This is a genomic window from Methylosinus sp. sav-2 (genome assembly GCF_004366495.1).
Classification (GTDB): Bacteria; Pseudomonadota; Alphaproteobacteria; order Rhizobiales; family Beijerinckiaceae; genus Methylosinus.
The window spans coordinates 103,210-127,842 of the sequence record NZ_SOEJ01000008.1; the positions used below are offsets into that span (position 1 = coordinate 103,210).

Below are 24,633 nucleotides of genomic sequence, written 5' to 3' on the forward strand. Positions count from 1 at the left end.
GAGCGTTCTCATGCCCCATTCCCCCGATCATTCGCCGAGCGAGCGCGGTATGCGCCTCCTCTTCATCGGCGATGTGGTGGGGCGGGCCGGGCGTAAGGCGATACAGGAGCGGCTGCCGGAGCTGCGCCGTCGTTGGGCGCTCGATTTCATCGTCGTCAATGGCGAGAACGCCGCCGGCGGCTTCGGCATAACCGAGGCGATCTGCGACGAGACGCTCGCCGCCGGGGCCGATTGCATCACCACCGGCAATCACGCCTTCGATCAGCGCGAGGCGCTGGTCTTCATCGAGCGCCAGCCGCGGCTGCTGCGCCCGGTGAATTATCCACCCGGCACGCCCGGCCGGGGCGCCAATCTCTACACGGCCGAGAACGGCCGCCAGGTGCTGGTGGTGAACGTCCAGGGCCGCGTCTTCATGGATGCGCTGGACGATCCCTTCGCCGCCATAGAGCGGGAAGTGGGCGCCTGTCCGCTGGGCATGGCTTGCGACGCGCTCATCGTCGACATACATGCCGAAACGTCCAGCGAGAAAATGGCCATGGGCCATTTCGTCGACGGACGCGCCTCTCTGGTGGTGGGCACCCACACCCATGTGCCGACGGCGGATGGGCAGATCCTGCCGCATGGCACGGCCTATATGACCGACGCCGGCATGACCGGAGACTATGATTCGGTCATCGGCATGGAGAAGGAGGAGCCGCTGCGTCGCTTCACGCGCAAAACGCCGGGCGCCCGTTTCGAGCCCGCCCAGGGCGAGGCGACGCTCTGCGGCGTCGCGGTGGAGCTTTCGGCCGATGGCCTCGCGCGGCGCATCGCCCCGGTGCGGATCGGCGGCCGGCTGGCGCAGGCCAAGCCGGACTTCTGGCAGGAGGAGGACGAGGCCCGGGCAGGGCGGCTCGTCGAAGCTATCGGAGCGCCAAGGCGATGAGATGGGATCAGCTCGGCCAGTCCGACAACATTGAGGATCGTCGCAGCCAGGATTACGCCGACGCCGGCGCGGGGCCGAGCTTCGGAGGCGGCGGTGGGCTCGGGCTGGGCACGATCGTCATTCTCGGCGTCCTCGCCTATGCGTTCGGCATAAATCCGGCGCTGCTGATCGGCGGCGCGGAAGTGCTCAGCAATATGCGCGGCGGCGGGCAGGTGGCGCAGCAGCGGCTCGATCGCCCGACGCGTCAGGCGCCGACTGGCGCGCCGGCCGATCGCCAGGGTCAGTTCATCTCCGCCGTGCTCGCCGGCAATGAGCGCGTGTGGTCGCAGATTTTGCCCGAGCAGAAGGGCATTCGCTTCGACCCGGCGCGGCTCGTTCTGTTCAACGGCGTCACCGGTTCGGCTTGCGGCCGCGCGCAATCGGCCATGGGGCCTTTCTACTGCCCCGTCGACCGGAAAATCTATCTCGACACATCGTTTTTCCGCGACATGGATCGGCGCTTCGGCGGCGGCGGCGATTTCGCCTATGCCTATGTGATCTCCCATGAGATGGGCCATCACATCGAGAATCTGCTCGGCATTCTGCCCAAGGTGCAGCGCGCGCAGCAGATGGCGTCGAGCCGTTCCGAGTCCAATAATCTCTCGGTCCGCGTGGAGCTGATGGCCGATTGCCTCTCCGGCGTCTGGGCGGCGCACGCCGATCAGAATTGGAAGATTCTCGAGAAGGGCGACATCGAAAAGGCGATCAACACCGCGCAGGCGATCGGCGACGATCGTCTCCAGCGTTCCGCGCAGGGCTATGCGGTGCCGGACAGCTTCACCCATGGCTCCTCGGCGCAGCGCGTCGAATGGTTCCAGCGCGGTCTGCAGACCGGCAAGATCGACGCCTGCAACACATTTACGGCGCAGCGCTAGCGTCTCGCGTCATTGTTCGACTGAGAAGCGAGCCTGAAGGCTCGCGGTCCAAAGAGCTCCCTGGACCGCGAGCCTTCAGGCTAGCTCTGTGAAGCGGTTTCGATTTTGCGGAGATCGATTGCAATGCCCGACCGGCTCATTCCCAGAGCGCATCTTTTCGGCAATCCGACCAAGGCGGGGACGCGGCTGAGCCCGGACGGGCGGCGGCTCGCCTGGCTGCAGCCGGATGCAGGCGTGCTCAATATTTTCGTCGCGCCGCTCGATCGCCTCGAGGATGCGCGCGTAGTCACCAATGATCGCAAGCGCGGCGTGCGGAACTTCTCCTGGGCCTATGACGGCCACAGCCTGCTCTATATGCAGGACGAGGGCGGCGACGAGAATTTTCACGTCTATGTCGTCGACGCCGAGGGCGGTCCCGCGCGCGACCTCACGCCCTTCGAGGGCGTCGCCGCGCGCGTCAGCGGAACCAGTCGCAAGATTCGCGATCGAATCCTTCTCTCCATCAACCGCCGCGACAAGCGCTTTCACGATCTCTATTCGGCGATCATCGCCACTGGCGAACTGACGCTGGTGCAAGAAAATCCAGGCTTCGCCGGCTTCATCCACGACGATGATCTCGCGCCGCGCCTCGCCATACGCAGCGGCAAGGATGGAAGCAGCGAGATTTTGCGTCCCGATGGCGGCCGTGGCTGGACGCAATGGATTACCTTTTCGCCGGAGGATGCGCGCACATCATCGCCGCTGCATCTCGACGCCGCGGCGAAGACCTTGTTCTTGCGCGACAGCCGCGGGCGTGACAAGGCTGCGCTGTTTCGCGTCGATGTCGCCTCTGGCGAGACCAAGCTCATCGCCGAGAGCGACAAGGCCGATATCGGTCATATCATCGGCGATCACGACAGCTATGAGCCGCTCGCCTATAGCGTCGAGCGCGAGCGCTTCGAATATGTCGCGCTCGACGATCGCATAAAGGCGGATATCGACTTTCTGAACGCGCGCGGCATCGGCGATTGGAGCATCGGTAGCCGCACCGAGGATGATTCTCTCTGGACCGTCTCGGCGCAATCCGACACCAGCCCGTCCGCCTCCTATCTCTATGATCGCCGCGCGAAGAGCCTGCGCCTGCTGCATCATGCGCGGCCGCAGCTCATTGGCGCGCCTTTGCGTCCGATGCGGCCGGTGACGATCAAATCGCGCGATGGGCTCGATCTCGTCTGCTATCTCACGTCGCCGCAGACGGCGGAGGCGAAGGCGCCGCAGCCCATGGTTCTCTATGTCCATGGCGGGCCATGGTCGCGCGATTCCTTCGGCTATAACGCCGCGCATCAATGGCTCGCCAATCGCGGCTATGCCGTGCTCAGCGTGAATTTCCGCGCCTCGACCGGGCTCGGCAAAGCATTCGTCAACGCCGGCGATCACGAATGGGGCCGGCGCATGGACGATGATCTCAACGACGCCGTCGATTGGGCGATCCGCCAGGGGATCGCCGATATGAGCCGCATCGCCATAATGGGCGGCAGCTATGGCGGCTATGCGACTCTCGTCGGCCTCACGCGCAATCCGCAGCGCTATGTTTGCGGCGTCGATGTCGTCGGCCCGTCCAATCTCGAGACGTTGATCGCGACCATTCCGCCCTATTGGGAATCCGCACGCGCGCAATTGGTGAAGGCGCTCGGCGATCCGGCGACGGAGGAGGGGCGCGTGCTGCTGCGCGAGCGTTCGCCGCTCCATTCCGCCGATCGTCTCGCCAAGCCGCTGCTGATCGCGCAAGGCGCCAATGATCCGCGCGTGAAGAAAGCCGAGGCCGAGCAAATGGTCGCGGCGCTGGAGGCCAAGAAGATTCCCGTCGCCTATCTGCTCTATCCCGACGAGGGCCATGGCTTCGCGCGGCCGGAGAATGCGCTCTCCTACCACGCCGTCGCGGAGAATTTCCTCGCCCGTCATCTCGGCGGTCGCGCCGAGCCGGTGCGGGCGGAAGAGCTTTCTGCGAGCAGCCTGAAGATAGAAAAGGGCGCGTCGGAGCTGGCGCTGCCGTAGCGGCCGCCCGCCGCTGGACGAGAGCGAGCCTGAAGGCTCGCGGTCCAACGCGCGCCATGGACGGCGAGCCTTCAGGCTCGCATCGGAGAACCCACGTCAGATTGCGCGGCGGGCTTTCGTCGTCAGCTCGGTCGCGCGCAGCTTTTTGGCGAGCGTCGCCAAATCACCGGCGGCGCCGAAATCCTCGCGCCGGGCGACGAGGCCGACGGGCTCCGCCAGCCGCGGCGCGATGCGCGTCAGCAGCGAGCTGGGCGCGGCGCGCAGCACGAGCGCGCGGTCGCGTCCGCCATAGGCGAGAGCGTCGCGCACTTCATCGACGAAGCCGCGCTCGGGCGCATGGCCGGCGCGCAGAACAAGCACATCGGGATAGCGCATCGCTGGCAGCGCGCGGGCGAGGCCGGAGCGCGCGTCGACGGCTTCCACCAGCCCACAGCCGGCCTCCTCGGCAATGATGCCGAGGCCGGAGTCGGGCGGCCCCACCAGCACGGCGTCGGCGACGAGGCCGGCGACGCAAGCGTCGATGAGCGAGGCGAGCGTGCGCACGATCGCGTCGCGCTCGGCCGATTCCCGGGCGCGCCCGCCCGTCGCCGGGGGCGTGTCGAATGCGAGTATGACGGCCGAAAGCATGAGCGTCGCCAGAGAGAGCGCCTGTCGTAAGACGCTCATATCCCATATTTTCGCCCTGCTCGGCAAATGCGCCGCGTCAGCCCCGCCAAATGTGCCGCGTCAGCTTCGCAACGTGTCGAATGTCGCGGCGATCTCGGCGGCGTCGAAATCCGCTATTGCGGCGGGCAGCAGCGGGTCCTCGCCGTCGATCCAGCGCTGCTCGGCGTCGGCGTCGTCGAGCGCTATGGCGACTGCGCCATTGAGCTCATAGAGGCGCCAGGCGAGGCCGGCCGAGCGCATCGAGGACATCATCGCATTCTGCACCATGCTGCGGACCATGAGATGCGGCGTCGAGACGGCGGTGTCGGCGTCGTAGCCGTTGGTCGCAGCGAGGCAGGCGTTCTTGTCATAGGAGGCGTGCCCGCGACAGGCGAGCGGACGCAGCCGATAGAGCAGGCAGAGGCCCGCCTCGATATAGGGGCAGGGCTGGCGCAGCGCCATGCGCGCGCTCTCCGAGCAGCCATTGGCGAAAGCGTTGATCGCCGCTATGCGCCCCGGCAGATCGACGCCGCGCTGCGCGAGCGCGCGCTGATTGGCGTTGACGAAACGCGCGATGAGAAACACCTCCGGCGCCGTGGCGACAACGCGCAGCACGCAGCAGGCGGGACAATCGCCGGCGCAGGCGATGGCCGGCGCGCCTTCCGTCTGAATGACGAGATTGCCCTCGAAGCTGTCGAAGGCCTGGAGGCAGAGCGCGCCGATGAATTCCGGCCGCTTGCGGCGCTCGCGGATCGTCGCGTCGAAGGCGTTCGCCATAGCTTTGAAGAAGGAGGAGGGGCCGTCGGAGGTCGGATCGGTCGGGCTCGGATCGGTCATGGGCGCGCTCGGGTCGTGGCTCTCGTTCGTGTTATGTAACCATGATACATAACGATGGGCAAGCCGCCGAATCCCCCCCAAAGCCGGCGGTCGCAGCGCCGGACGCCCGCGGCGGCCGGAACTCGCATCCTGCTCGCGCGTTTTCTAGCTCTTTGGGGCCGGGCGCGTAAAGAGGAGACCGTTATGGGACGAAACGCGTTGAAATTGGCCTCGGCCGCCGTCGTGGCCTCAGCCTTCGCCGGCGCCGCGCAGGCGCATAATGATTTCACCGATCGCGCGGAAAATTACGCCGCCACGCCGCAGTCCCCGGCCTATTACGAACCGCAGTATTATTACGCTTATCCGAGCTATGTGGAGCCGTATTATTCGGGACGCTCGATCTATGTCGCGCCCCGGCGCAGGTGGCGCTATCGCTAGGCGATGTCGGAAACCTAAAGAGCGCGAGGCGCGAGCTTCAAAACTCGACCTCGAGCTCCTCGATCTCTTCCTTCTCGAGCAGCGCCGCAGCGATCCATTCCTGCATTGCAGGCAATTCGAAAATGCGATCGCAATAGGCTTGGCTGACGTCGTCCAGAGGAACGTCGTAAGTGCGAAAGCGCGTCGCCACCGGCGCGTACATCGCGTCGGCCATGGATATCTGGCCGAAGAGATAAGGCCCGCCATAGGTCTCGAGGCATTCGCGCCAGATCTGCGTGACGCGCGCGATGTCGCCTTGCGCCTTCGACCAGACCTTGAACTTGGGGAAATGGCCTTTCAGATTCATCGGCAGCGCCGAGCGCAGCGATGTGAAGCCCGAGTGAATCTCGCCGCAGATCGAGCGGCAATGCGCGCGGCGCATGCGATCGGCCGGCAATAGTCCCGCCGTCGGCGCGATCTCGTTCAAGAATTCGCCAATCGCCAGAGTGTCCCAGATTTTCGCGCCGTCATGCGTGAGGCAAGGCACGAGGATGGACGGCGACAGCAGGAGAATTTCCGCGCGCGCCGCGACATCGTCGGGACTGACGACGACTTCCTCGAAAGAGACGCCGGAAAGCTTGGCCATCAGCCAGCCCCGCAAGGACCAAGACGAATAGTTTTTGCTGCTGATCGTGAGCGTCGTCGTCGCCGCCGTGTTCGCCGCCATGAGAAACGCTTCCTCCTTTTCCTTTGGTGGACTGTGCAGCAAGCGCTGTGCCATGCTAGAGCCCGTCCATGGCACGGGGCTTGCTCGACCTGCCCCATCGGTAACGGAAGGTTTCGCTCAGCCGCATGATGTATGACGCATATCAGAGCTACGCCGACGTGAGCAATCGACTTCGTCTGGCGGCGGCGAGCGGCGAGCGACTTGCTCGCCTATGGAAATCGACGCCTTACGCGTCGCCTTTGCGGTGCTTCGAGGCCTATTGCGAGCTGGTCTCGCTGCTCGGCTTCACGCATGTGCGTCCCGACTATGGCGTCACGCAGATCACGACGCATAATGGCGCCGCCATCGACGTGATAGAGGAGCCGGTCTACGCCACGCCCTTCTGCCAGCTGCTGCGCTTCGTGCGCAAGGATGCGGAAAATCTCCCGCGCGTGCTGCTCGTCGCGCCAATGTCCGGGCATTTCGCGACTCTGCTGCGCGGCACGATCCGCACGCTCGCGCAGGACCACGACGTCTATGTCACCGACTGGATCAACACGCGCGACATACCGCTCTCGCAGGGCGTTTTCGGCATGGACGAGTTCGTCCAGCATCTGATCGATTTTCTGCGCTTCCTCGGCCCGCCCGCCCATGTCGTCGCGGTCTGCCAGCCGACGGTCGCGGCGCTCTCCGCCGTCGCCATAATGGCCGAGGACAATGACCCCGCGCAGCCGGCGAGCCTCACGCTGATGGCGGGGCCGCTCGATGTCAGCGTCTCGCCCACCAAGGTCAATGAATTCGCCGTCTCCAAGCCGATCGAATGGTTCCGCAGCAATGTGATCGGCACAGTGCCGCGCATGCTGCCGGGGGCGGGGCGGCGGGTCTATCCCGGCTTTCTGCAAATCTCCGGCTTCATGAGCATGAACGCCGAGCGCCACGCCAACGCCTTCATCGATCTCTTCCGCCACCGCGTCGAGGGCGACCATGAGAAGGCGGACCGCATCCGCACCTTCTATGAGGAATATTTCGCGATAATGGACCTCGATGCGGATTTCTATCTGGAGACGATCGAGACCGTCTTCCACAAAAATGCCCTTTCCGCGGGCAGTCTGCTCTTTAAAGGGCGGAAGGTGACGCCGCGCGCGATCAAGAAGACCTTCCTGCTCACGGTGGAGGGCGAAAAGGACGATATTTGCGCCGTGGGCCAGACACTCGCCGCTCAGGATATGTGCAGTGGCCTGCGTCCCTATATGAAGTCACACCATTTGCAGGCCGGCGTCGGCCATTATGGCGTCTTCAACGGCAAGCGCTGGGACAATCAGATCTACCCCGTCGTACGCGACCATATCCAAAACAGCCTGTGAGCGAGGCGCCGCAGGGGCGGAATCTGGGCGATCGGACGGGCGCCGAAGGCGTTGCGCCGCCCCGGGGCCGTTGAGCCCGCCCGAGACCGCCGCCTCTCGCCTTCGTCGTGCCGCGCAAGCCGCCAGCGCCTTCCTCTCACGATGCTGGACCTCAACGCGCAGCAGCAGGCCGGCGTCGGCATTATGGCGTCTTCAATGGTGAGCGCTGGGACAATCAGTTCTGCCCCGGTCCCGCGCGACCACATTCAGAACAGCCTGCGAGCGGCGAGCCGAGGCCGGGACTGTGACAAATTGTTGCAGGGCGTCACGGCGGCGCCGCAGGGGCGCGAGCCGGGCGTCCAGCCTCGGCGTAAAATGCACGACAAGCATATGATATAAAACAAAATAAGTCGGTCTTTTAGGCGTCATAAGGGTTACTGGACTATTACGTTCCTCTATAGCCCAACGGGAATTTTTCCTTGAAATTTTTGTGCGGCGCAATATTCTAAGTTCACTGAATTTCGGCGCGCTCCGTCGAGCATCGTTCCCGAGCCGCGCCGCCGGAATCGAACTTTAAAAGAAGCCTTCCGACCCGTTCGACCGTGGCTGTGAAGGCGAGACGAGGTCACTATGGAATCGATCAAGACTTGGTTTCAGGACTGGTCCGACGCCTGCGAATACGCCAAGGAATGCGCGCCCGACCTGTCTTTCCTCCCTGGCGAGCCCTTCACCGCGCTCTTCGGCATCGCCGCCGTGTGCTTCCTCGTCTGGTGGTGGAACGAGCGTTCCTTGCGCGCCCAATTGGCGATCGTCGCCAGCGCTTGGGCCACGCCGCAGCAGGTCGAGGCTCCTGCGAGCCCGGTCGCCGCTCGTGACCGCGCATGGGCTTTCTCTCCGGCCGCTCTGAAGCGCGCCGCTTGATCTGGACGAGCGGGCGGCGGCGCGACAGCGCGGGCCGCCCGATCGCTTTTGGGCGAAAGGTCGACAGGACGGCGGCCATAGGCTAGGCGTGGAGCAGGACTCCGCCGGACACGCCGCCGCGATGCGCATCAACTCACGCCACTACCGCACCATCTGGGAAAACGCCGACGGAAGCGTCGAGGCGATCGACCAGACCAAGCTCCCCCACAGATTCGAGTCTAGAAGACTCGCCTCGCTCGACGACGCCGTCGCCGCGATTGCGACCATGGTCGTGCGCGGCGCGCCGCTGATCGGCGTCACCGGCGCCTATGGGCTGGCGCTCGCCGCAGCCGTCGATCCGAGCGACGCTGCGCTGGAGGAGGCCCATGCCCGGCTCGCCGCGGCGCGCCCCACGGCTGTCAATTTGCGCTGGGCGCTCGATCGCATGCGCAGGCTGCTGCTTTCCGCGGCGCCCTCGGACCGGCGCGCGCTTGCTTTCGGCGAGGCCGGCGCCATCGCCGATGAGGACGCGCTCTGCTGCGAGGCGATCGCCGACCATGGCGCGACGCTGATCTGCGCCGCCGCCGCCGAGCATCCGGGCCGGCCGGTGAATATCCTCACCCATTGCAACGCCGGCTGGCTCGCCGCCGTCGATTGGGGCACGGCGCTCGCGCCCATCTACAAGGCGGCGCGCGATGGAATCGATCTGCATGTGTGGGTCGACGAGACGCGGCCGCGCAATCAAGGCGCGAGCCTCACCGCCTTCGAGCTTTCGGGCGAAGGGATTCCCCACACCGTCATCGCCGACAACACCGGCGGCCATTTGATGCAGCACGGGCTCGTCGATCTCTGCATCGTCGGCAGCGACCGCACGACGCGAATCGGCGATGTCTGCAACAAGATCGGCACCTATCTGAAGGCGCTCGCCGCCCATGACAATGGCGTGCCCTTCTATGTCGCGCTGCCGAGCTCGACGATCGATTGGGCGATGCGCGACGGCGTCGCCGAAATCCCGATCGAGCAGCGCGACGCGAGCGAGGTGACGCATATCTCCGGCCTCGCCGAAGATGGCGCGGTGACGCGCGTGCAGGTGACGCCGAAGGGCTCGCCGGCCGCCAATTACGCTTTCGACGTGACTCCGGCGCGTCTCGTCGGCGCGCTGATAACGGAGCGCGGCGTATGCGCCGCGAGCGAGGCGGGACTGCGCGGATTGTTTCCTGATCTGGCGTAAGCGATGTGCGCGATTCCTTCTCCCACGAGTGGGAGAAGGATGCGCAGCGGAGCGATCTCACTTCGACGATTTCAATCCATAATTTTCGAAACGCGTGATCTCGCTCTCTATCTCGTCCTCTGAAATCAGCGCCGGCTCGCCGGCGATGCGCGCGAGATAATAGAGCCGCGCCAGCGTCTCCAGCTCCACGGCGCGCCACATTGCGCGATCCAATCCTTCGCCGAGCGCGATCATGCCGTGATTGCCGAGCAGCACGCCATGCGCGCGGCCCAATCCTTCGACCGCGAGATCGGAGAGCGCCTGTGTGCCGAAAGGCGCGTAATCGGTGCAGCGAATGCGGGACGTGCGGAAAATCCCGATCATATAATGCACGGGCGGAATCTCGCGCCGCAGCGTGGCCAGCGTCGTCGCATAAATGGAATGCGTATGCACCACCGCCTGCACATCCGGCCTGGCGCGTAGGATATCGCGATGCATGCGCCATTCGCTGGAAGGCGCCAGTGGTCCTTCAGACTCGCCGTCGCCCGCGAGCGGCATGCGCGCGATCATCTGCGGGGTCATTGTGGCGTAGGAGATTCCGCTCGGCGTGATCAGCATCGCCTCGCCGTCGCGCACCGATAGATTGCCGGCGGTTCCTTGATTGAGGCCGAGCGCATTCATGCTCCGCGCCGCTTCGACGATCGCCTCTCGCTTGCTCGCATCCGTCATTCCACCCCTCCGTCTGCGAATGCGCGCCCCTTGCCGAGCGACGCCTCAATCCCTACATCCTCGAAACTCTTTTTCCAGCCGAGGCTCGGATGACACAAGAACAAAATACGAAACCGGCGAGCTGGCACGCGACGACCATCGTTCTGGTGAAAAAGAACGGCAAGACCGTCATCGCGGGCGACGGACAGGTGAGCCTCGGCCAGACCATCGTCAAGGCGAACGCCAAGAAGGTGCGTCGTCTCGGCAAGGGTGATGTGATCGCGGGTTTCGCCGGCGCAACGGCTGACGCCTTCACTCTGTTCGAGCGGCTCGAGGGCAAGCTCGAGCAATATCCCGGGCAATTGACGCGCGCCTGCGTGGAGCTCGCCAAGGATTGGCGCATGGACCGTTATCTGCGCCGGCTCGAGGCGATGATGCTGGTCGCCGATCGCGAGGTGGGGCTGACGCTGACCGGCGCCGGCGACGTGCTGGAGCCGGAAGCCTTCGAGCATGGTTCGGTGGCGGCGATCGGCTCCGGCGGCAATTTTGCGCTGGCCGCGGCGCGCGCGCTGCTCGATCAGCCGATAGAGGCGGAGGTGATCGCCAAGCGCGCGATGGAGATCGCCGCCGACATCTGCGTCTACACCAATCGCAACATCGTGCTCGAATCGATCTGAGCTTTCCGAGGAACTGATATGGCCGATTTTTCCCCGCGCGAGATCGTCTCGGAGCTCGACCGATTCATCGTCGGACAGAAGGACGCCAAGCGCGCCGTCGCCATTGCGCTGCGCAATCGCTGGCGTAGGCTGCGCCTCGAAGGCGCTATGCGCGAAGAGGTGCTGCCGAAGAATATTTTGATGATCGGCCCCACCGGCTGCGGCAAGACCGAGATCGCGCGCCGTCTCGCCAAGCTCGCCAATGCGCCCTTCCTCAAGATCGAGGCGACGAAATTCACCGAGGTCGGCTATGTCGGCCGCGATGTCGAGCAGATCGTCCGTGATCTTGTCGAGGTGGCGATCCTGCTGGTGAAGGAGCGTCGGCGCAAGGACGTCGAGGCCAAGGCCCAGCTGGCGGCGGAGGAGCGCGTGCTCGATGCGCTCGTCGGCCCGGCGGCCTCGCCGGCGACGCGCGATTCCTTCCGCAAGAAGCTGCGCGCCGGCGAGCTGGACGATAAGGAGATCGAGATCGAGCTGGCGCAATCGGGGCCGCAGGTCCCCATGTTCGAGCTGCCGAACATGCCCGGCGCCAGCGTCTCCGCCTTCTCCATCGGCGATATTTTCGGCAAGGCGTTTCAGGGCCGGCCGAAGCGCCGAAAAATGCTGGTGAAGGAGGCCCGTGGCCCGCTGCTCGCGGAGGAGAGCGACAAGCTCATCGATCAGGAGGAGAGCGTCCGCGAGGCGATTTCCGAGGTCGAGAATAATGGGATCGTCTTCCTCGACGAGATGGACAAAATTTGCGCCCGCGAGGGCAGGGGCGGAGCCGATGTCTCGCGCGAGGGCGTGCAGCGCGACCTGCTGCCGCTGATCGAGGGCACCACGGTCGCGACCAAGCACGGGCCGGTGAAGACCGACCATGTTTTGTTCATCGCCTCCGGCGCCTTCCATGTCGCCAAGCCCTCCGATCTCCTGCCGGAGCTGCAGGGCCGCCTGCCGATCAGAGTGGAACTCGCCTCGCTGGACGAGGAGGATTTCCGCCGCATCCTCACCGAGACCGAGGCCTGCCTCACCAAGCAATATGTGGCGCTGCTGGCGACAGAGGGCGTCGCGCTGGAGATCGCGCCCTCGGCCGTGGACGCCATCGCCCGCGTCGCCGTGCAGGTGAATTCCTCGGTCGAGAACATAGGCGCGCGCCGCCTGCAGACGGTGATGGAGCGGGTGCTGGACGAGGTGAGCTTCTCCGCCTCCGATCGCGCCGGCGAGACGGTGACGATCGACGGCGCCTATGTCGAGGAGCACATCGGCGACCTCGCCAAGAACCGCGATTTGAGCCGCTTCATTCTCTGACGAGAAAGGACGAAAAGCGGGCTTGCGGCGCGCGGCGGGCTGCACTATACAGCCCTCGCGCTGCAGCGGCGACGCCGCGGTTCGCCCCGCCCTCACCCCAGAGAGGGCGGCAAAAAAGTGGGGCCATAGCTCAGTTGGGAGAGCGCTTCAATGGCATTGAAGAGGTCGTCGGTTCGATTCCGTCTGGCTCCACCAAAGACATCCCGCTGCAGATACGCTCATGCTTCCGCTCCGAGCCTCGGCGCTCGAAGAGCCTTGAAGCAGGCATGATTCTCTGATCTCGAAGGCGCCGGAACGAACGGGCGCGCTCGCCCCTCGGCGACCAATCGCGAAGCCCCATGCAGCAGCCTCGAAAGCCTCGTCTCCAGCATCTCGACATGCTGCGCGGTCTCTGCGCGCTCGGCGTGGTGGTGAGCCATTTGCGAGCGCTGCTCGTCGTTCCCTATGCCGAGGCGGCGCGACATGGCCTCCTCGACAAATTCCTCTTCACGCTCGGCGGTCTCGGCCATGAATGCGTGATCGCCTTTTTCGCGCTCAGCGGCTTTCTCGTCGGCGGCTCGACTCTCGCTGCGATGCGGGCGGGGCGCTTCTCCTGGGCGGATTACGGCGCCGCGCGGCTCTCGCGTCTGTGGACCGTGCTGATTCCCGCGCTGGCGCTCACTGCGCTCTGGGACTTCGCCGGCGCGGCGCTCGGCCCCGCCGGCGCCTATCAGGGCGCGCTGGCGGCGGTGCTGCAGAGCGGGCCGACGCCCGCCGAGCCGGCGAATCACTCGCTCGCGACGCTGCTCGGCAATCTCTTTTTCCTGCAGACGATCGAGACGCCAGTCTTCGGCTCCAACCGGCCGCTGTGGAGCCTCGCCAATGAGGCCTGGTATTATCTCGCCTTCCCGCTGCTCGCCTTTGCCTTTTTCCACCGCGCGTCGCTGGTGCGGGGGCTGTGCGCGAGCGCGGGCCTGCTGACTCTGGCGCTTCTGCCGGCGGAGATCGCGCTGCTCGGCCTGCCATGGCTCGCCGGGGCGCTGGCCGCCGATCATTCGGCGCGCCCGTCGCCGGCGCGCGCCATCGGCGGCGCGCTCGCCACCGTGGCGGCGATCGGCGTCGCCCATGCGTGGCGCAATATTTTCGGCGATATGATTCTCGGCTGCGTCATCGCCTTCTGGCTGCGCGATCTCGCCGCCTTTCGGCCTTTCGGCGGGCTCTATGGCGGCGCGGCGCAGGGGCTGTCGGAAATTTCCTACACGCTCTACGCAGTGCATTTTCCGCTGCTGCTGATGCTGTGGTTCTGGCTGCTGGCGCCCGGCCAGAGCCAGCCGGGCGTCGCCGTCCTCTTGCGAATGGCCGCGCTGATGGCCGTCGCGCTGCTCTATGCGACGGCCGTCTGGTTCCTGTTCGAGCGCCGCACCAATTTGGCGCGCGGCTGGATGCGAGGGCTGGCGCGCTGGCGGCCGCTCTGAAGGCGAGCGCGCGAGCAGGCGATCAATCCTTGGCGCGGAACGCCACTTTCTGACGCCAGGCGGCTCTGATCTGATCCTTCACCGCATGGGGCAGCGGAACATATTGCAGGGCTTTCGCCGCCTTGTCGCCATGAGCGAAAGCCCAATCGAAGAACTTCAGCAGAGCCGCCGTCCGCTCCGCCTTGGCCGGAGCTTTCGGCGCCAGCACGAAGGTCGCCGTCACCAGCGGCCAGCTTTTCTCGCCCGGCATATTGGTGAGATCGACGGCGAAATTATCAGCGGCCGCCCAATCCGTATTGGCCGCCGCCGCGGCGAAGCTCTCTTCATTCGGCGCGACATATTTGCCGGCGCGATTGAGCAGCTTCGCCGGCGCGAGATGATTGGTCGTCACATAGGAATTTTCGGCATAGCCGATCGAGCCCAGTGTGCGCGGAACCTCGCCCGACGTGCCGGCGCTGCCATGCACGCCGACGCCGCTGGGCCATTCCAGAGTCAGCGCGACGCCCATGCGTGTCTTCCACGCCTCGCTCACCTTGGAGAGATAGCGCGACAGCGCGAAGGTCGTTCCAGAAGCGTTGGAATGATGGATCGGAATGATCAGCAGATCGGGAAGCGCGAGACCATGATTGAGCGCGACGATGCGCGGATCGTTCCAGCGCGTGATCGCGCCGAGATAGATATCGGCGATGACCGGTCCGTCGAGCTTCAGCGCATTGGCGCCGACGCCGGGAATGTTGACGATCACATCGAGGCCGCCGACGACGGTCGGAAATTGCAGAAGATCGGCGTCCTCTATGCGCTTTGCTTCCATCGCGACATCGGAGGCGCCGAAATCGACGGTTCCCGCCGCGGCCTGCTTTTGGCCGACGCCGGAGCCGGTCGCCTGATAATTCACTTGCACGCCGAGGCTCGGCTTCGCCTCCTGCGCCCAGCGCGTGTAGATGGGCGCGGCGAAAGCAGAGCCTGTTCCCGCAAGGGAAGTCTCGGCGCGCGCGGCGTCGAGACAGGAGATGGCGGCGATCGAAATGATGAAAATGCTGCAGGCGTTACGCATGGTCGTTCATCCTGTGGCGGATAGAAAATCGGGAAGCTCGCGCGCGTCAGATCACGCGATTGAGGGCGAGCGCGAAGACGTCGAAATTCCGCAGGCGCGCATTGCTCTCGCGTCTGACGGGTCGATTGAGCAGCAGCGGAACCTGCTGCTCCGAGAGGCCGCCATGCGAGCGCAGCGGCGCGGTCAATCCGCCGAGGTCATGGCTCGTCGCGGATGTGCCGAGCGTGAAGAGACGTTCCGCGAGCACGACGAGATCGCCGACGCGCTCATTGGGCAATTCGAAGCGCGCGCAGGCGGCCCGATTGTCGAGCACGCGATCGACGCCTTCGAGCGCGGCGACGCATTGCGCGACTTCGCTCAATATCGACTGAGGCGCCGAGACCGTCGCATAGGAGCCGAGCGCGCCGTGATGCACGACATAAGGATCGGTGATCGGCAGGATCACGCGGCATGTCCCGGCGCCGAAGCGCATGTCCAGCACGTCTTGCAGAAAGACGATATTGGGGCGGCCGATCGAATCCGTCTTGGCGTTCATGCCGTGATCGGCGGTGATTCCGATGACGGCGCCCATCGCGTCGAGCTGCGTGAGATATTTGTCGAGCATCGCATAGAAGGCGTTGGAGACGGGCGTTCCGGGCGCATGCTTGTGCTGCACATAATCCGTCGTCGAGAGATACATGATATCCGGCCGCATCGTCCGCATGAGCCAGACGCCGGCGGCGAGAACGAATTCCGACAATTCTGCGCTATAGACGGCGGGAAGCGGCAGGCCGATTTTGGCGAGAAGATCGTCGACGCCGTTTTGCGCGAGCGTCGCCTCATTGGCCTTTTCGGCGGAGAAGCGAACGCCCTCGAGCCCGCTGCCGAGCAGGGCGCTGAGCTTGTCCTTCGCCGTCACCGTCGCGACCTTGCGGCCGGCCTTGGAAAACTCCGCGAGAATCGTCGGCGCGCGAAGATATTTCGCGTCGTTCATCAGCACTTCGACGCCCTGCTCGGGGTCGAAGAAATAATTGCCGCATATGCCGTGAACGCTCGGCGGCGCGCCGGTCACGATGGAGAGATTATTGGGATTGGTGAAGGAGGGCATCACGCAATCGGCGGCGAGCACGGCGCCGCGCTCGCCGAGGCCGGCGAAGAAAGGCGCAACGCCGGCGCGGATCGCCTGATTGATATAGTCCTGCTCGCATCCGTCGATGCAGACGACGACGGTCGGCTCGGAGGGCGCGGCGTAGCGCCTTCCGTTGACGATGATTTCGGATGTCATTTTCGCGCCCCGCATTCTCTCGTCGCATCATTGGCGACTTCGCTTCGGCGCTGGTTCATCTATCAGGCGGGGACGCCATCTCGAAACGAATAAATCTCACAGACCCTGTGAGCGAAGCCGATATGCTTCACAAAAGCGTCACATCCGCAGGATGTTCATCGCGTGATACTGCATATGAGAGAGTGAGTGACACGAGATGGCGCGCAAGCCGCTACCGCTGAAAATGCTGCAGACGCTCGAGGCCGTGGTGCGGCTCGACGGCGTCTCCAACGCCGCCAAGGAGCTCGGCGTCACTCATGGCGCGGTGAGCCGGCAGATCGCCGCGCTGGAGGATTGGCTCGGGCGCGCATTGTTCGAGCGTGATCGCGGACGTCTGCGGCCGGTCGACGAAACGCGCGAATTCGTCGCCGTCATTACCGATAGCTTCGAGCGTATGGATGCGGCCATGGGACGCGTCGCGACGGCGCGCCGGCGTCTCAAGGTTTTCGCCCATGCGACTTTCGCGATGCATTGGCTGGTGCCGCGGCTCGAGCAATTCTATGCGCTGCATCCCGATGTGGATGTGCATGTGCAGACGCGTCAGACAGGAGAAGATCCCGCTTCGTCCTTCTTCGACGTCGCCATCATGCGCGGGTCCGAGCAGATCGGCAATTGGGAGGCGTCTCCCATATTGCAGGAGACGCTCACCCTGCTGACGACGCGCGATCATGCGGCGAAGCTCGCCGCGCGCGGCGTCGCGTCTCTTTCCGGCGAGACATTCGCGGTGAGCGACACGCGGCCGGGCGAGATCGAGCGATGGCTCGAGATCGCTGATCTGCCGCCGCTGCAAAAGTGGCGGGAACGTCGCTTCGGCCATTTCCACACGGCGCTGATGGCCGTGCTCAACGGGCAGGGCGTTACTGTCGGCCCGATCGAGCTGACCGGCGGGAAAGTGGCGGAAGGGCTGCTCGCCGCGCCTTTCCCGCACATCGTCGCGCCCGGTCCGCGCCATGTCGCCTTCATCGATCCGCATTCGGAGAGCTATCCGATGGCGAAGCGCTTCGTGCTGTGGCTAGGCGAAGCCGCGAACGCTGCGGAACGAGGGGTTTAATACACGAATTTCGAGGTCCCGCCGCGGCCGCGCGGGACGGGACCGCTCTGCGCCCCCGGCTTGCCTTCGACGCCCGGCGCGCCGGCGGCGAGGGCGCTCGCGTCGAGCGCGAAGCCCTCGTTCTCATCGATGAAGCTGGAGCGTCCCTCGACGGATTTCTGCGTCACCGTGCTCGGCGTCACATTCTGCCCGGTGGCGGGGCCGGAGGTGCGGCCGCGCTGCGTCATCTGCTGCTCGGCGATGGCCGCGCCGCCGAGGATTAGAACGAGGCTCGTCGAAAAGAGCGCGAGCTTGCGCATGGTGTCTCCTCCTTCGCAAATTCGATCCGCCCCTTACATCGAACCGCCCCGCCGCGCGGCAAGCGGAGGCGGTTTCGATCAGCCGAGGCGCAGGCGCAGCGCCATTAGAGCGGCGGCGCAGGCGTTGGAGACATTGAGGCTCTTGATCGGCCCCGGCATGTCGAGCCGCGCGAGAATATCGCAGCGCTCGCGCGTCAGACGGCGCAGGCCCTTGCCTTCGGCCCCCAGAACCAGCGCCAGCGGCTTGCGCAAAGGGCTCGCCTCCAGCGGCTGCGGACCTTCCGAATCGAGGCCGACGATCAGAAAATCGCGCTCCGCCAATTGCTCGAGCGCGCGGGCGAGATTGACGACGGAGACGATCGTCACATGCTCGAGCGCCCCCGAGGCGGCCTTGGCGAGCACGCCGGTGAAATCCGGGCTGTGCCGCTCGGTCACGATCAGCGCATCGACGGCGAAGGCCGCCGCCGTGCGCAGAATCGCGCCGACATTATGCGGATCGGTCACTTGATCGAGGACGAGGACGAGTCCGCTCTTTGGCTCTATGTCGGCGATATCCGCCTCCGGCAGCGGGCGCGCCTCCAGCATCAGCCCTTGATGGACGCTCTCCTCGCCGAGCCGCTGCGACAGCGCGCGCGGGTCCACGATCTTCGGCGCGAGGCCGGCGGCGGCTGCCAGCGGCGCGATGCGCTCGGCGGCGTTCTCCGTCGCATAGAGCGCCAGCAATTTGCGCCGGCCGGCGATGAGCGCCTCGCGCACCGCATGGGCGCCATAGAGCACCACGACATCGGCCGCAGGCCGGCGGAAGGGCGTCTCCTCCTTGGGCGGATGACGCGGCGGCGGCAGGCGGCGGCCGCGGTCCTTGCCGGCGGGCGGGCGGCTCATCGCAGCACCGCGGTCTTCACCCACCAGTCCGCGTGCTGGCGGCGGATCACCGCCGCCGCGCGGGCGGCCGCCTGACGGGTCGAGAACAGAGCGAAGCAGGTCGCGCCGGAGCCGGACATTCGCGCGAGCCGGCAGCCTTTGGCTGCCGACAGCACGGCGAGCGCATCGACGATGACCGGCGCCTCGACGCAGGCGGCGTCCTCCATATCGTTGCGGCCGCGGCGCAGCGCCGCCGCTATCCCCTCCGCGCCGAGCGCTGGCGCGATCTCTGGATGCGCCGCCGCGCCGGTCTGCTCGCCCGCGGCGAGGCCGAGGCGGGCGAAGACGCCGCGCGTCTCGACCGGCGCGCCGGGATTGATGAGCACGGCCGGCAGCGGCGGCAGGCCGAGCGGCGCGCCGATCGTCTCGCCGCGGCCGAGCATGAAGCGCGCGTGCGGCGAGAGGCAGACGGGCACGTCGGAGCCGGTGGCGCGGGCGGCCTCGAGCAGGCGCGGATCGTCGGCGGAAAGGCCATTGGCGCGGGCGAGCAGGCGCAGCGCCGCCGCGGCGTCGGAGGAGCCGCCGCCTATGCCGGCCGCGACCGGCAGATATTTGGTGAGATGAAAGGCGCCGAGACGCAGGCCATGGACGCGCTCGGCGAGACGCTGGGCGGCGCGCAGGACCAGATTATCGGCGTCCGAGCCGGCGGCGGCGGCGGTGGGGCCGTCCACGGTCAGCGACAGCGCCTCGCCCGGCTCGAGACGCAGGCTGTCGCCGGCGCCGGAGAAGGCCACGAGGCTCTCGAGCTCGTGATAGCCGTCGGCGCGGCGGCCGAGAATGTGAAGCGTCAGATTGATCTTGGCGGGGGCGCGCGTCGCGAGCATGAATTCCCGTGTCTTCGCCTGTGGAACGGTCCGGGCGCGCCGGAAGCGGGCGACAGATGCGCCGCCCGCGCCGGACCTGTCAAGAACGCGCCGACCTCCAGCTAGACCGCCGATGCGGCCGAAATTCGTCCGCGCCGTGGCCCGCGTCTCTCGCGGATGATGCGCGGCTCTTGACGGCCGTTCGCCGATCATGGGACCTTTTCGGCATGGCGAAGCTATGGGCCAATTCTGGGTGGATGGCGCGCGCGCTCGTGCTGAGCGGGATCGTCGCGCTGTTTCTCGCGCAGGCGCTCGCCATTGCGCGGCCCGACTCGTCGCGTCGCGACGGCTCCTCGTTCGCGGCGGCGGATCGGCCCTGCCTCTCCGCCGCAAGTCATGACGTCGCCGATACAGAAGGCGGTCCTGCGGGCGGACGCCATCATTGTGAGATGTGCCCCACCGCCTGCGGAGGAGCCGCGGCGGACGCCATTGTCGCGCCCATGCGGCTCGGCGCGGTTTTGCCTCATGCGCCGCCGGCCATTGCGGCGTCGCGGCCCCTCGAGGCTCCGGCTGTCTTCCGGTCTGGATGGCGCGGCTCCTGGTCGTCGCGCGCGCCGCCGTTCGTCGCCTGATCGCGCCGATCCACGCGACGGCGCCGCGACTCCTCCCGCCGCCATTCCTCCCGCATGCATCCGGACGCCGCGTATGTCGGACAGCAAATTCTTGTCGTTCCGCGAGCTTTTCCTCCGCAACAAGCGCGGCTTGCTCGCTTTTTTGACGCGCCGGGTCGGACGCGAGGAGGCCTCTGATCTGCTGCAGGAGACCTTCGTGCGCGCGCTCCGCCACGACCGTTTCGAGAGCGTCGCGGATTCGACGGCGTTCCTGAAGCAGATCGCCGTCAATCTCACCAGGGATTTCGCCCGTCGGCGCAAGACCGAGACGCGCTATCTCGATTTCGGCGATCCGCCCGTCGAGGCGCCCTCGGAAGCGGCGACGCCCGAAGAGTCGCTCGATCGCCGCCACAAGACGCGCATCGTGCTGGAGACGATCGAGGCGCTGCCGCCCCGCTGCCGGGAGGTCTGCCTGCTGGTGATGCACGAGGGCGTCTCCCTGAACGAGGCGGCGCGGCGGCTCGGCATTTCCGAGACGATGGCGCGCCGGCATTTGCGGCTCGCTCTGCTGCGATGCCGGGCGGCGCTCGATTGATTTTTTTTCTCGCCCCCCGTTTCGTTTTCCGTTCCGGCGCGTCCTATGAGACAGCGGCCGGCGGAGGAGCCGCGCCGATCGATGGCCGTGACCAATGACCGACTATAGCGATGGTTTCGATCACGACAGCCCGCGCGTCGCCGCCGTCAATTGGTGGATACGGATGCGGGCCGGCGCGCTATCGGCCGCCGAGAAGGCCGAGTTCGACGCATGGCGGGCGGCCGATCCGGCCAATGCCGCGGCTTTCGACGATATGGCGGAAATGTGCGGCTTCGTGGAGAGCCTCGCGCCCAGCCGGCAGGCGGAGCCTCCTCGCGCAGCCACCCGCCGCCCCTCGCTGGCCGGCGTGGCGACGATTGCCGCCGCGCTCTGCCTCGCTATAGCGGTCGGCTTCGGCGATCTCGCGACCTGGCTTCGCTCCGACATTTACGCGGGCGTCGGCGACCGCAAGAGCGTGACGCTGGAGGATGGGTCGCGCGTCGAGCTGGACGCCCATTCGGCCATTGCGCTGCATTTCGAGCCCGGCCGTCGGCGGCTCACCCTCCTCGAGGGCGAGGCCTGGTTCCAGGTCGCGCCGGACGCCGCGCGGCCCTTTGTCGTGGAGGCGGCCGGCGGCTCGGTGACGGCGCTCGGCACGGCTTTCGACATCGCCATCGACAAGGGCGAGGCGCGCGTCACCGTCACCGCGCACAGCGTCGCGGTCGCGAGCGGCGGCGATTCCGTGGTGGTGGAGGAGGGCGCGCAGAGCGCCTTTTCCGCCGAGCGCGCCGCGCGCGCGCCCGAAACCGTCGACGTCAAGCGCGCCACCGCCTGGCGGCGCGGCAGGCTGATCTTCGAGAACAAGCCGCTCGGCGAAGTGCTCGCGGCGCTCGGCAGACACCGGCGCGGCTATGTCTATTGCATCGGCGAAGCGAGCTGCGCCCGGCGCGTGACCGGCGTTTTCGACGCCGAGAATCCGGCCCAGGCGCTGCGCGAGATCGAGGCTTTTCTCGGCCTGCGCGCCATTCACGTCACCGACTATCTGATCCTGCTCCACGGCTGAGGCGTTTCGCCTCGCGCGAAAAAAATTTTCTCCGCGACGTTTCGTTTTCCGCATCGACCGCGTCCAGCAAGACAGGGGCCTTTCAGCGCCCCGAGGCGGACGATCGTTACGGAGATGCGGAGACATGGCGAGGAAGTCGGCGCGCGGCGAGCGGCGAGGAAAAGCGAATATGGGTTCGGCGGTCGCGGCGGCGGCGTTCGGCGCCTTGATGACGGGAGCGGGAGTCTCGGATTCTCCTGCGCAGGCCGCTATTGCGCCGCAGGAGCGTTCGGGAGCGATTTTGGCCTACCGCATTCCCGCGGGCTCGGTGGCTTCGGCGCTGAATGTCATCGCCGATGAGAACGATCTCCATGTGCTCTATGACGCGCGCCTCACCCATGGGCGCGTGACGCCGGGGCTCTCCGGCAAATATTCCGTGCGCGAGGCGCTCGGCGCGCTGCTGGCGGGCACCGGCCTCACTTATGAATTCTCGCGCGACGGGCAGGCGGTGTCGATCGTGCTGGCGCAGAATGACGCCGCGACGCAGAACGACGCGAGCGGCGCGACGCCGCTGCCGACGATCGACATAGGCGCGCAGCCTGGGCGCAAAGACGCCGCGCCGACTGGCGGCCGCGCGGCGCCGGGGCCGGGCGATCGCTATACCGGCTATAACGCCGCGAGCGCGCCGACGACGTTGAAGGTCGACACGCCGCTGTTGAAGACGCCCGTCGCCGTCGAGGTGGTGACGCGCCAGACGATGGACGATCAGCAGGCCATCTCCGTCGGCGACGCCGTGCTGACCAATGTCTCCGGCGTGACGCCGCTTCCCAATCTTCTCGACGTCTACAAGGTGCGCGGCTTCACCGTCTCGCAGAGCACCTATAAGAACGGCCTGATCGAGCTGCGGTCGCGATATCTCGACACCGCCAATCTGCAATCCATCGACGTTCTGAAAGGTCCGGCCGCCATGCTGTTCGGCCGCAGCGAGCCGGGCGGCCTCATCAATCTCGTCGTGAAGCGGCCTCTGGTGACGCCCTATTACTCGATCCAGGAGCAGGTGAAATCCTATGGCGGCGCGCGCACGACGATCGACGCGACCGGCCCGCTGACGGCGGACAAATCCCTGCTCTATCGCGTCAACGCCGAATATTACCGCACCGATTCCTATCGCGACTTTGTCACCGACCGCAATTTTTTCGTCGCGCCGACGATCTCCTATCGGCCGATCGAGCAGTTCCGCATCAATGTCGAGTTCGAATATCAGAACAAGACCTGGGTCGATGATTACGAGCTGCTGCCGGCGGTCTACGACCATCCCGCGAATATTCCGATCAGCCGCTATCTGTCGGCCCCCTATCTCACCACCAATCTGAAAAATCACTTCGACAAGAAGCGCATCGCCTATGATTGGACCTATGACATATCGAAGGATTGGAGCCTCACCAATCGGCTGAGCTATACGAGTGTGGGCACGAGGAACGGCAATGTGGCCGGCGCCGCCTTCAATCAGAACACCGGCGTGCTGAACCGCACTTACGTCTATTTCCCTGGCAATACGGATAACACATTCGCCACCAATCTCGATCTCAAAGGCAAGTTCGAGACGGGGCCGCTCTCGCATTCGATTCTCGTCGGCTTCGACTATTTCAGCAATTATTGGGGCATGAAGAGCCAGATCATCACGCCGATCAGCGCCATCAATATCTACGCCCCCAACTATTACACGCTCGACGTTCCGCGCGGCGGCGGCTATGCGCATTCCGGCGAGCAATGGACCGGCGTCTACGGGCAGGACATGATCTCCTTCCTCGACGACAGCGTCCATGTGCTGCTCGGCGGACGCTATGATTGGAACGCCGTGGGTTCGTCTGGCGGCTATAATTCCAATTGGTGGACGGCCTATGGCAATTACAAGACCGCCTATTCCTCCGCCTTCAGCCCGCGCGTCGGCGTCGTCTATCAGCCGCTGCCCTGGATGTCGGTCTACGGCAATTTCGCGCAGTCCTTCGGCTCCAACAACACGACCAATTACAGCCAGCCGCAGCCGCCGCAACGCGGCGAGATATGGGAGGCGGGCGCCAAGGCGGAGCTCCTGGACAAGCGCCTGACGCTGACCATGGCGTATTTCGACATCACCAAGACCAATATTCCGACCGCCGATCCGCTCAATTCGACCATCACCTATCTGATCGGCAAAGCGCGCAGCCAGGGCTTCGAATTCGATCTCACCGGCCGCATCGACGACAATTGGAGCGTCATCGCCAACTACACACATGACGATGTGCGCACGGTCGAGGGCTCCTCGGCCAATGCGCTCGCCGTCTACAACAGCAACCTCGCTGTGGCCGGCAAGGTGCTGGCCTCGAGCCCGCGCAACTATGGCAATCTCTGGGTGAAATACGACGCCGACGACGCTTTCAAAGGACTGAGCCTCGGCGCCGGCCTCACGGTGACGGGCAGCGCGCTCGGCGACAACGCCAATTCCTATGTGCTGCCGGGCTATGCGCTGCTCAATGGCATGATCGCCTATACGACGAAGATCGAGGGCTACAATGTCACTGCGCAGCTCAATGTTAAGAACATCACCGACACGGTCTATTACCCTGCGTCTCAGGACCGCACCTATATCATGACCGGCGCTCCGCGCACCTTCCTCGGCTCGCTGCGGTTGGAGTTCTGAGTCTCACTCCAATGTCGCGCCGAGCCCGTGACGTTGGAGCGATCCCTTTATCGCCGCACGGCTCTCTGCGCTCCGGGCGGCCCGCGCCGTTGACTTGCCGCGAAGGCGTGTTCTAGAGTCACTCCGGTTCAATCTGAACCGGAGTGACTCTAGATCTCCTTGTTCGGGCGTGCTTTCTTCACGCGAGCCGGTTCCCGCTTCGCTCGAAGGCACTCTCAAG

General features: G+C 65.6%; 24 protein-coding genes and 1 tRNA gene. 16 read left to right on the forward strand and 9 right to left on the reverse strand.

The window, feature by feature from the left end; translation table 11 throughout:
• Positions 1-49 precede the first annotated feature (49 nt).
• The 3 genes from EDE12_RS14410 to EDE12_RS14420 all read left to right on the forward strand — a co-directional run bounded on the left by EDE12_RS14410 (position 50) and on the right by EDE12_RS14420 (position 3,873).
• Positions 50-925 (forward strand): TIGR00282 family metallophosphoesterase, encoded by an 876-nt coding sequence (locus tag EDE12_RS14410; protein WP_051592369.1) that lies wholly within the window; start codon positions 50-52, stop codon positions 923-925.
• Entirely contained in the window at positions 922-1,839 is a 918-nt protein-coding gene (locus tag EDE12_RS14415; protein ID WP_024879451.1) for a neutral zinc metallopeptidase, read from the forward strand. The genes EDE12_RS14410 and EDE12_RS14415 overlap by 4 nt, the downstream gene beginning before the upstream one ends.
• A gap of 123 nt (positions 1,840-1,962) precedes the next feature.
• Positions 1,963-3,873 (forward strand): S9 family peptidase, encoded by a 1,911-nt coding sequence (locus EDE12_RS14420; protein ID WP_026598172.1) that lies wholly within the window; start codon positions 1,963-1,965, stop codon positions 3,871-3,873.
• Between the two features lie 96 nt (positions 3,874-3,969).
• On the opposite strand, the gene EDE12_RS14425 is transcribed toward EDE12_RS14420, so the two are convergent.
• Entirely contained in the window at positions 3,970-4,539 is a 570-nt protein-coding gene (locus EDE12_RS14425; protein ID WP_245275717.1) for a transposase, read from the reverse strand.
• 60 nt (positions 4,540-4,599) lie between these two features.
• Complete coding sequence (locus EDE12_RS14430) at positions 4,600-5,355, reverse strand: hypothetical protein (RefSeq protein WP_026598173.1); 756 nt, start codon at positions 5,353-5,355, stop codon at positions 4,600-4,602.
• A 183-nt stretch (positions 5,356-5,538) separates the two neighbouring features.
• Between EDE12_RS14430 and EDE12_RS14435 the strand changes: the two genes are divergently transcribed.
• Entirely contained in the window at positions 5,539-5,772 is a 234-nt protein-coding gene (locus EDE12_RS14435) for a hypothetical protein (RefSeq protein WP_134188135.1), read from the forward strand.
• A 37-nt stretch (positions 5,773-5,809) separates the two neighbouring features.
• On the opposite strand, the gene EDE12_RS14440 is transcribed toward EDE12_RS14435, so the two are convergent.
• Complete coding sequence (locus EDE12_RS14440) at positions 5,810-6,478, reverse strand: glutathione S-transferase family protein (protein ID WP_026598175.1); 669 nt, start codon at positions 6,476-6,478, stop codon at positions 5,810-5,812.
• Between the two features lie 128 nt (positions 6,479-6,606).
• Between EDE12_RS14440 and phaZ the strand changes: the two genes are divergently transcribed.
• The 3 genes from phaZ to mtnA all read left to right on the forward strand — a co-directional run bounded on the left by phaZ (position 6,607) and on the right by mtnA (position 9,931).
• Complete coding sequence (phaZ, locus tag EDE12_RS14445) at positions 6,607-7,821, forward strand: polyhydroxyalkanoate depolymerase (protein WP_036290321.1); 1,215 nt, start codon at positions 6,607-6,609, stop codon at positions 7,819-7,821.
• Positions 7,822-8,430: 609 nt separating this feature from the next.
• The gene (locus EDE12_RS14450) at positions 8,431-8,721 is read left to right on the forward strand and encodes a hypothetical protein (RefSeq protein ID WP_024879459.1); all 291 of its coding nucleotides are present in this window, start codon (positions 8,431-8,433) and stop codon (positions 8,719-8,721) included.
• A 121-nt stretch (positions 8,722-8,842) separates the two neighbouring features.
• Positions 8,843-9,931: an S-methyl-5-thioribose-1-phosphate isomerase gene (mtnA, locus tag EDE12_RS14455; protein WP_026598178.1), complete on the forward strand. Its 1,089-nt coding sequence runs from the start codon at positions 8,843-8,845 to the stop codon at positions 9,929-9,931.
• Positions 9,932-9,988: 57 nt separating this feature from the next.
• Here mtnA and EDE12_RS14460 read toward each other — a convergent pair whose 3' ends face one another.
• Positions 9,989-10,639, reverse strand: coding sequence for a class II aldolase/adducin family protein (locus EDE12_RS14460; protein WP_026598179.1), 651 nt, complete (start codon positions 10,637-10,639; stop codon positions 9,989-9,991).
• A gap of 89 nt (positions 10,640-10,728) precedes the next feature.
• On the opposite strand from EDE12_RS14460, the gene hslV reads away from it, so the two are divergent.
• From hslV to EDE12_RS14480, 4 genes are all read left to right on the forward strand, one after another.
• Entirely contained in the window at positions 10,729-11,295 is a 567-nt protein-coding gene (gene hslV / locus EDE12_RS14465) for an ATP-dependent protease subunit HslV (RefSeq protein WP_024879462.1), read from the forward strand.
• 18 nt (positions 11,296-11,313) lie between these two features.
• On the forward strand, positions 11,314-12,621 hold the full coding sequence (hslU, locus tag EDE12_RS14470; protein ID WP_026598180.1) for an ATP-dependent protease ATPase subunit HslU: 1,308 nt from the start codon (positions 11,314-11,316) through the stop codon (positions 12,619-12,621).
• Between the two features lie 119 nt (positions 12,622-12,740).
• Positions 12,741-12,816, forward strand: a tRNA-Ala gene (locus tag EDE12_RS14475).
• A 143-nt stretch (positions 12,817-12,959) separates the two neighbouring features.
• On the forward strand, positions 12,960-14,075 hold the full coding sequence (locus EDE12_RS14480; protein WP_026598181.1) for an acyltransferase: 1,116 nt from the start codon (positions 12,960-12,962) through the stop codon (positions 14,073-14,075).
• 22 nt (positions 14,076-14,097) lie between these two features.
• Here the strand turns inward: EDE12_RS14480 and pstS are convergent, their stop codons facing one another.
• Positions 14,098-15,129, reverse strand: coding sequence for a phosphate ABC transporter substrate-binding protein PstS (gene pstS, locus EDE12_RS14485; protein ID WP_051592370.1), 1,032 nt, complete (start codon positions 15,127-15,129; stop codon positions 14,098-14,100).
• Between the two features lie 46 nt (positions 15,130-15,175).
• Positions 15,176-16,393, reverse strand: a complete 1,218-nt coding sequence (phnA, locus tag EDE12_RS14490) for a phosphonoacetate hydrolase (protein ID WP_026598183.1) — start codon at positions 16,391-16,393, stop codon at positions 15,176-15,178.
• Positions 16,394-16,589: 196 nt separating this feature from the next.
• Here phnA and EDE12_RS14495 point away from each other — a divergent pair, with 196 nt between their 5' ends.
• Positions 16,590-17,483 carry a LysR substrate-binding domain-containing protein gene (locus EDE12_RS14495; RefSeq protein WP_026598184.1) on the forward strand — a complete coding sequence of 298 codons (894 nt, stop codon included), beginning with the start codon at positions 16,590-16,592 and terminating at the stop codon, positions 17,481-17,483.
• Here the strand turns inward: EDE12_RS14495 and EDE12_RS14500 are convergent.
• The 3 genes from EDE12_RS14500 to EDE12_RS14510 all read right to left on the reverse strand — a co-directional run bounded on the left by EDE12_RS14500 (position 17,480) and on the right by EDE12_RS14510 (position 19,527).
• Positions 17,480-17,782: a hypothetical protein gene (locus EDE12_RS14500; protein ID WP_024879468.1), complete on the reverse strand. Its 303-nt coding sequence runs from the start codon at positions 17,780-17,782 to the stop codon at positions 17,480-17,482. The two genes, EDE12_RS14495 and EDE12_RS14500, sit on opposite strands and share 4 nt — an antisense overlap.
• Before the next feature lie 78 nt (positions 17,783-17,860).
• Positions 17,861-18,664, reverse strand: a complete 804-nt coding sequence (gene rlmB / locus EDE12_RS14505) for a 23S rRNA (guanosine(2251)-2'-O)-methyltransferase RlmB (protein WP_026598185.1) — start codon at positions 18,662-18,664, stop codon at positions 17,861-17,863.
• Positions 18,661-19,527 (reverse strand): 4-(cytidine 5'-diphospho)-2-C-methyl-D-erythritol kinase, encoded by an 867-nt coding sequence (locus EDE12_RS14510; RefSeq protein WP_024879470.1) that lies wholly within the window; start codon positions 19,525-19,527, stop codon positions 18,661-18,663. Before EDE12_RS14510 ends, rlmB begins: the two co-directional genes overlap by 4 nt.
• 206 nt (positions 19,528-19,733) lie before the next feature.
• On the opposite strand from EDE12_RS14510, the gene EDE12_RS14515 reads away from it, so the two are divergent.
• From EDE12_RS14515 to EDE12_RS14530, 4 genes are all read left to right on the forward strand, one after another.
• On the forward strand, positions 19,734-20,138 hold the full coding sequence (locus EDE12_RS14515) for a hypothetical protein (RefSeq protein WP_134188136.1): 405 nt from the start codon (positions 19,734-19,736) through the stop codon (positions 20,136-20,138).
• 73 nt (positions 20,139-20,211) lie between these two features.
• Positions 20,212-20,712, forward strand: coding sequence for an RNA polymerase sigma factor (locus EDE12_RS14520; protein WP_026598187.1), 501 nt, complete (start codon positions 20,212-20,214; stop codon positions 20,710-20,712).
• Positions 20,713-20,806: 94 nt separating this feature from the next.
• A complete protein-coding gene (locus tag EDE12_RS14525) occupies positions 20,807-21,754 on the forward strand; it encodes a FecR domain-containing protein (RefSeq protein WP_026598188.1) in 948 nt (315 codons plus the stop codon).
• 169 nt (positions 21,755-21,923) lie between these two features.
• Positions 21,924-24,413 (forward strand): TonB-dependent receptor, encoded by a 2,490-nt coding sequence (locus tag EDE12_RS14530; protein WP_026598189.1) that lies wholly within the window; start codon positions 21,924-21,926, stop codon positions 24,411-24,413.
• Positions 24,414-24,633: the final 220 nt, after the last annotated feature.